The sequence below is a fragment of the Corallococcus praedator genome (genome assembly GCF_003612125.1).
In the GTDB taxonomy this organism is placed as follows: domain Bacteria; phylum Myxococcota; class Myxococcia; order Myxococcales; family Myxococcaceae; genus Corallococcus; species Corallococcus praedator.
Genome location: NZ_RAWI01000066.1, coordinates 24,620 through 31,320 on the forward strand (window position 1 = coordinate 24,620; position 6,701 = coordinate 31,320).

Below are 6,701 nucleotides of genomic sequence, written 5' to 3' on the forward strand. Positions count from 1 at the left end.
AGAGTGTCATCATGTTTCTTCGTGAGCTCGCGTTGGCCGCTGTCGTCTCTGTCTTCGGAATGGGCTGTGGTGGCACGGAAGTGACGGAGGGCGCCGAGAGCGGAGAGTCGCTCGGTCAGGACTCCGCGGCGCTGACCGACACCTGTGAGACGCTCCAGACCCGCAACTGTGTCTATGACTCGTCGACAGGCTGTCAGTGGGCCAATGGCGCTCAGGGGGAGTGCTACTGCCAGGATGTCCCCTTCAACAAGTGGTTCTGCTGGGTCAACGACTGACGTCCGTGCCGCGACCGCCTCTTGTCGGCGCTGTGCCGGCGGGAGGCTACGGCTCCGGCGGCAGCAGCGCAGAGGCAACGCCCAGGACGTGCTGGAGCTGCGCCTCCGTCATCTTCAGGTGCACGGCCGCGGCGGCGACGTCCCCGGGCGGAAAGGCGCGCATGGCGCGCGGGGTGAACCAGTTGAAGAGGGTGACGACGCCGCGCACCAGGGCCGAGCGGGTGAATACGGCCGTGGGCGGAATGGCGAAGCCCTTGGGCACCTTGTTGAGCGCCTGCTGGCGCTGGGAGGCACTGGGGCCGGGCCCTTCCGCCAGCACGAGCTGCGCGGTGCCGGTGTGCTGGAAGGCGTCGATGAGCGCGCAGTAGTGCTCCCACTCGTCCTGGGCGGGAGGCAGGGAGTTGTGCGCCACCACCAGCACGGTGCCCACCACGGCCGTGCCCATCGTGCGGCCCTTGAAGGCGCCCTGCACATCCGGCGCGCGGAGCGCCGCCACGGAGTTACCCGGCCCAGGAGGTGCGGTCATGCGCGGAATGCTCACCTGGAAGCCGCGAGTGCCACCACACACCGCCAGTGCGCCCCCGCGTGAGTGGAGGGCGCACCACTTCCCGGGTGAAGGCGCCACTTCGCGCTCGAGACGCACGGGCCGCGGATGGCCGGGCTCATCCGGGACGCCCTCGCGCGTCACCTGGAGGGAAAACGCGCCGAGGGGCCAGCGTCTGGCGCAGCGGAGCCGGGTCCCGGGACCGGCTCCATCGTTGCTCACACGCCATCAGCTCCGACGCATCGTGTCGTCCCCGGCCAGGGGGCGGCGGCCCGACGGCGCCTCGGGCCCGGGTTGTTGGGAACCCGTCTGACACGCGCGAGACCTGAAGCCCAAGCAACACATCATGTTTCACGGGTAGGGGTTTCGGACGTTTCGCGGCTCCGCGGGGCAGCAACCGCTTTGAGTCAGAAGGCGTTACTTCACTGGGAACGCCGCGTCAGCGTTGCTTTCCCGGCTTCCTGCCGAAGCTGGAAGTGCCACCCCCGGGGGAACCCATGTCGCTGAAGCTCCTGTCGCGGACGGTCGCGTCCGCCTGCGTGCTGTTCCTGCTGTCGGCGTGCCGGAGCGCGGGCAATCCCATACCGCCACCCGGTGACACACCCTGCCGTGGCACCGCGTCCGTGCAGACACCGGTGCGCGAGAAGTTCCTCACGGTCGCGAAGCCGGTCCCCGGTGAGTACGTCGTCGTGCTCAAGGAGCCCCGGGAAGCAGACGCCGCGCTGGCGCCGGTGGTGGGCGCGCGGAGCCTCACCGAGCGCTTCGGCGGCAAGGTCTTCCACGTGTACGCGCACGCGCTGCGGGGCTTCGCCGCGCGCATGAGCGAGCTGCAGGCCCGTGCCATGTCCGCCGCGCCCGAGGTGGAGTACGTGCAACAGAATGGCGTGGTGACGCTCGACGAGAGCCAGTCCGATGCGACGTGGGGGATTGACCGCATCGACCAGCGCGACCTGCCGCTCAATCAGCTCTACCTGTACCAGACGCAGGGCCGGGGCGTGCACGTGTACGTCATCGACACGGGCCTGCGCCCCACGCACCAGGAGTTCGCCGGGCGGGCGGACATCGCCTTCGATGCCGTCGACGACGGTCGCGACGGCGTGGACTGCAACGGCCATGGCACCCACGTGTCCGCCACGGTGGGCGGCAACGTGTATGGCATTGCCAAGAGCGCGTCGCTGCACGCCGTGCGCGTGCTGAACTGCGAGGGCTCCGGGACGACGGCGGGCGTGGTGGCGGGCGTGGATTGGGTGACCGAGCACCACCAGTCCCCGGCGGTGGCCAACATGAGCCTGGGCGGCGGGGAGGACGCGGCGCTCGACGATGCCGTGCGCCGCTCCATCGCGTCGGGCGTGACGTATGTGCTGGCGGCGGGCAACGAGAACCAGGACGCGTGCAAGCGCTCTCCCGCGCGCACCGCCGAGGCCATTACCGTGGGTGCCACCACCAGCGTGGACCGGCGGGCGTCCTTCTCCAACTACGGCGACTGCGTGGACGTCTTCGCGCCCGGCGAGGGCATCCGCTCGGCCTGGGCCAGCGATGACACGGCGGCCCGATCGCAGAGCGGCACGTCCATGGCCACCCCGCATGTCACCGGCGTCGTCGCGCTCTTCCTGGAGGCCCATCCCGCCTCCGCGCCGCAGGAGGTCAGCACCGCCATGACGGGCAACGCCACGCCGGACAAGGTGGCCAACCCCGGGCATTGCTCACCGAACCGGATGGTCTATTCGAGCTTCATCACACCCTCGCGGGCCCCCACCGTCCGGAACGGCGGGGAGTAGGCACGTGCGAACCGAAACAATGGGGGCTGCGCAGCCTGTCCACCGGCCGACAGCATCTTCGGAGCCATCGACGCGGGGGCGGAGACTGACGTCCGGGGTCAAAGCGAACAAGCCACACGAGGAGCACGCCGCTTCTGGACGAAGGTGCTCACCGCGGCTTTGAAGCAATCTGGCGCCGTGAAGAGCAGGAAGTGCGGCCCACCCTTGACGGTGAACAGGTTGACGCCGGCGGCTTCCGGCAGGAGGCGCAGATGGGCCTGGGCGCCAGCGAGGGGCGTCTTGGGGTCCATGTCTCCCTGGAGGACCAGCACCGGCGGAAGCGCGGTGGGAGACCGGCCGAACCACTCGTCGCGCGGATAGACCAGGGACGTTCGACCGACGAGCTGACCCGGCAGGCTGCTGACGAACAGGAACCGGGCGGCTTCGGCCTCCACCTGGGCCTGCGTGAGGCCGGGCCGGGCGTTGTTCTCGGAGGCGCTGATCACGGCGACCAGCGGGATGGAAACCGATGACTGCGGGAAACGGCCGAACCAGGCGCCCAGTGCCTCCAGGTCCTGCTCGATTTGCCGCAGCGGCTCCAGGTCTCCGCCTCTGAGGCCCGAGAGGACGAGCGGAATCCGCGCCCGCAGCTTCGGGCTGTCCAGCAGGGCTCCAAAGAAGAGTTTCGCACGCCCCCCGGGGACGGCAGCGGACAGCTTGGGATCGTCGACGAGCCCCTGCATGGCGGCGACCGCCGAGTCCCCGAGACGGGCACGGCAGGCCGGGTCCGCGTCGCACTGCGCGAGCACCGCGCGGCCCACCTCGTCGACGACGGCCGAGCGATGACTGAGGTCCCATTGCTCGGTCGTCTCCGGAGGAACGAGGGAGTCGAGCACGATCCCATCCAGGCGCTGCGGCGGGGCGACCGTCATCATGCGCAACACCAGCTGCGTGCCGTAGGAGACCCCATAGAGCCACGTCTTCCGGCCGGCGGAGTATCGCTCCATCAGCGCGCGCAAATCGCGGGCGGAGTGGGTGATGGTGAAGGCGCGAGTGCGCTTGGAATCGGACTCCAGCGCCTCGAAGCAGGTCGCCCACTCGGCGCCTTCGAGCGCGGCGCCCCCCTCACTGTCGGCGGCCTCCTCCTTCTGGCAGAGCCGGCTCGAGAAACCCGTCCCGCGATGATCGGGGACCATCAGGTCAAATCCTGGGAAGGAGGCCCGCAGGGTCTTCAGCAGAGGGTAGAACGAAGCCCCTGACTCGCCGGGCCCACCCGCCACGAGCCAGACCTGCCCGGCCGACCGCCCCTGAGCCGGGAACTTGCGGACGAAAAGCTCGATCTGCTCACGGCTCGGGTCCGCGTAGTCCAACGGCGCGCTGAAGCGAGCGCAGAGGGAACCAGCGAGAGCGGGATCCTTCTTCGCGTCCTGGCAACCGACGAACCCATCGGCCTGGGTCGCCGTGCCTTGCTCGGCCGCGTGCGCGAGGCTGCCCAGAACGAGTGCACCCCAGATGGCGACCACGGCTGCGAAAGTGGGACATTTCATGTTCACGCTCCGAGAAGGCCCGGGAACTTCCCAGAGAGGCCCCACGAGCGCAATTCAACGTGCATCGAGCCCACCCCTCGTCACCAGGTCAATCCCAGCCGGTTGAGGCAAGGCGACTGCGTCATCATCCACTGCGCGCTACCACGGGCGCACGGTGGTGCTCCACCCATGGAGCGAGGCTTCCAGGGGGCGCTTCCAGGGGTGCTCCAGGGTGGTGCCGATGCCCATCTCCCTTGCGGCATTGAGCAGGTGGAGGTGCCATTGCCCGTGCTCGCCGGACAGCCGGGTGGCGGCGATGGCCAGCGCGCTCGCGCCCAGCGAATAGCCGCCGAAGACGAGCGGGCCGCTGGCGGAGTCCTCCGGGCCCTTCACCCCGCGCGGCCACTCGCGGCAGGCGGCGAGGGGCAGTGCGCTGCCGGCGGGATGGTCGCAGTAGCCGTCCACCAGCGTGGCCGTGAAGCGCCGTGCCGCCGGGTGCGCGGCCATGGCCAGGAAGGCGCCCGTCCACGCCAGCGTGGTGCCGCGTTGCGTGGGCTCCACGAGGCGCCCCTTCGCGTCCACCTTCGCGGGGAAGCCGGTGGGCAGGTCCGCCAATTCGACGAGGCGCGCGACGAGTCGCTCACCCGCGGCCCGCGAGTCCACGTTGCTCCGGAGCCGCCCGTGCAGCAGCAGCCCCGCCGCGGCCGGAGCGCTGTCGCAAGGCCAGATGGTGCGCCCGAAGCTGGGCAGGAGGAGCTGTCGCGAGAGCGCCTCCACGAGCTGTGCGGCCAGAGCGTCGAAGAGGGCGGTGGACTCCGCGTCCGCGAGCCCGGCGCGCTCCATGCCCGCGAGCATCAGCAGCACGTAGCCCCGGTAGAGGACGCTGGGCGGGAGCATGTGTCCCGCGACGTGCGTCCCCTTCTGTGCGTTGAAGGGGCGACGGGCCCGTCCGAGCGCGTCCGCGAGAAGGGCCTTCAGCCGGCGCTGCGTGTCCGGAACCGGGTGCCCGTCCAGCGTGGCCTGGATGAGGATGAACGACAGGTGCGCATCGCAGAGGAGCTGCGCCTCGATGAAGCTGCGGGCCGCGTCGCCGAGCAGCTTCGGCTCGCAGCCCTGGCCGAGGATTCGCTGCTCCAGCGCTGCCAACGCGTCCCTGGAAAGGGCGGCGGTCGTGGGCTCCGGCGAGGCAAGGGGCGCGGTGGTGCCTCCGTCGGTCGGCGTGCCCTCCGCGCGGGCCACGACCGGAAGCCAGAAGGACAGCACCAGGAGCGGGAGCAGCGCCCGCGGGCCGCGAAAGGAAGAGGAGGCTTCGGACATGCGCGGAGACGTCACCACGTCCCTGGGTGCCCGGGCCAACCGTGTGGCTGGCGGTCACGACCTGAGGCGGAACGGTCGTTCCGGCGGGGTGACCGGCGGCTCGGGGTGAGGCCTGCCTCGCTTCCCGCCTCAGTTGATGGACATGGCCTGACATTCATGTCGTGAATGACAGGGCATTTCGGCGATGCCCAGGAAGGGTCCTCCCCTGGGACGCGGTTGGGGCAGTCTGGCTGCGGCCTTGCAATGCGCGGCGCCGTCGCAGCCCCCCCACCGGCTGACGATTCGCGTGAACGACATGACTGCCCGTCCTTTCCTCTCTTCGTTGATGGTGTCTCTCTTCCTGCTGTGGGCCGCGCCGGTGGAGGCGCTGCCACTCGAGCCCAAGGGCGCGGGGTTCGCGCTGGGCTTTCGCGCGGCCTATGGCATCCCGTCGGGGAAGGCGGTCGGGAGCGCGAAGATGATGGACGTCATCGGTGAGACGGCGGCAGCGCAGGTGGAGTTCGCGTACTTCTTCAACTCGCAGCTTTCGCTGGGCGTCTACTTCCAGCTTGGCTTTGGAAGAGCGCCCGCTTCGTGCATCGAGGCCCTGTGCGGCTCCAATGTGAGGCGGTACGGCATCGACCTGGACTACCACTTCCGGCCGGGAGCGTTCGTGTCGCCCTGGGTCGGCGTGGGTTTGGGTTTCGAAGACGCCACGGTGGAGCTCGATGAGGAAGAGTCGGTGTTCGGCTCCATGCCGTATGGGGGCTTCGACCTGGGGCACGCGCATGTTGGCGTGGACTTGCGGCTCAATCGCACGATGGCGGTGGGTCCCTACCTCTCCGCGTCGTTGGGCCAGTACAGACGGTCCGGTTCCCGTGACTTCTCCAGCCACAGCCGGAGCGTGCACGCCTGGATCCAGCCCGGCCTGCGCATGCAGCTCCATTTCTAAGTAGGTCGCCGGAAGTTCCGAGACAAATGCCGGTCGCATGCGCATTTTCTGGACCATGCGACCGGCAAGGAGCCCCGCCGAACTGGGGCTGACAGCAGAGGACAGGCGGAAGCTGGAGCATGCGCTGCGAAGCGTGCGCGACGCTCGCCACTTCCGTCGGCTACTGGCCGTGAGACTCCTCGCAGAGGGCAAAGGCCCGGGCGAGGCTGCGCATCTGGCAGCCCTGAGTCGGCCAGCCGTCTACTTCTGGCTGGAGCGCTATCTGGCGCAGCGTACCCCCGAAGCGCTGCGAGATGCCCCGCGGCAGGGTCGGCCGAGGAAAGCGCCACGCCTGACGGCCGAGCGCCTGCG

7 protein-coding genes are annotated in these 6,701 nt (G+C 69.6%); 4 read left to right on the plus strand and 3 right to left on the minus strand.

Annotated elements, in window-relative coordinates; translation table 11 throughout:
* Window positions 1–11 precede the first annotated feature (11 nt).
* Window positions 12–275 (plus strand): hypothetical protein, encoded by a 264-nt coding sequence (locus tag D7Y13_RS11650; protein WP_120583134.1) that lies wholly within the window; start codon window positions 12–14, stop codon window positions 273–275.
* A 46-nt stretch (window positions 276–321) separates the two neighbouring features.
* On the opposite strand, the gene D7Y13_RS11655 is transcribed toward D7Y13_RS11650, so the two are convergent.
* On the minus strand, window positions 322–801 hold the full coding sequence (locus tag D7Y13_RS11655) for a SpoIIAA family protein (RefSeq protein ID WP_120583135.1): 480 nt from the start codon (window positions 799–801) through the stop codon (window positions 322–324).
* Between the two features lie 515 nt (window positions 802–1,316).
* Here D7Y13_RS11655 and D7Y13_RS11665 point away from each other — a divergent pair.
* Complete coding sequence (locus D7Y13_RS11665; protein WP_120583137.1) at window positions 1,317–2,597, plus strand: S8 family peptidase; 1,281 nt, start codon at window positions 1,317–1,319, stop codon at window positions 2,595–2,597.
* 98 nt (window positions 2,598–2,695) lie between these two features.
* Here D7Y13_RS11665 and D7Y13_RS11670 read toward each other — a convergent pair whose 3' ends face one another.
* Together D7Y13_RS11670 and D7Y13_RS11675 are read right to left on the minus strand one after the other, a co-directional pair.
* Window positions 2,696–4,123 carry an alpha/beta fold hydrolase gene (locus D7Y13_RS11670; protein WP_120583138.1) on the minus strand — a complete coding sequence of 476 codons (1,428 nt, stop codon included), beginning with the start codon at window positions 4,121–4,123 and terminating at the stop codon, window positions 2,696–2,698.
* 138 nt (window positions 4,124–4,261) lie between these two features.
* Complete coding sequence (locus tag D7Y13_RS11675; protein WP_233595444.1) at window positions 4,262–5,419, minus strand: hypothetical protein; 1,158 nt, start codon at window positions 5,417–5,419, stop codon at window positions 4,262–4,264.
* A 295-nt stretch (window positions 5,420–5,714) separates the two neighbouring features.
* Between D7Y13_RS11675 and D7Y13_RS11680 the strand changes: the two genes are divergently transcribed.
* Complete coding sequence (locus D7Y13_RS11680; RefSeq protein WP_147444264.1) at window positions 5,715–6,350, plus strand: hypothetical protein; 636 nt, start codon at window positions 5,715–5,717, stop codon at window positions 6,348–6,350.
* Window positions 6,351–6,405: 55 nt separating this feature from the next.
* A partial coding sequence (locus D7Y13_RS11685) for a helix-turn-helix domain-containing protein (protein ID WP_147452435.1) occupies window positions 6,406–6,701 on the plus strand: 296 nt, incomplete at its 3' end.

Coding starts and splice junctions, on each gene's coding strand:
- D7Y13_RS11655 (WP_120583135.1), bottom strand. CDS start 801: ATGACCGCACCTCCTGGGCCGGGTAACTCCGTGGCGGCGCTCCGCGCG.
- D7Y13_RS11665 (WP_120583137.1), top strand. CDS start 1,317: ATGTCGCTGAAGCTCCTGTCGCGGACGGTCGCGTCCGCCTGCGTGCTG.
- D7Y13_RS11670 (WP_120583138.1), bottom strand. CDS start 4,123: ATGAAATGTCCCACTTTCGCAGCCGTGGTCGCCATCTGGGGTGCACTC.
- D7Y13_RS11675 (WP_233595444.1), bottom strand. CDS start 5,419: ATGTCCGAAGCCTCCTCTTCCTTTCGCGGCCCGCGGGCGCTGCTCCCG.
- D7Y13_RS11650 (WP_120583134.1), top strand. CDS start 12: ATGTTTCTTCGTGAGCTCGCGTTGGCCGCTGTCGTCTCTGTCTTCGGA.
- D7Y13_RS11680 (WP_147444264.1), top strand. CDS start 5,715: ATGACTGCCCGTCCTTTCCTCTCTTCGTTGATGGTGTCTCTCTTCCTG.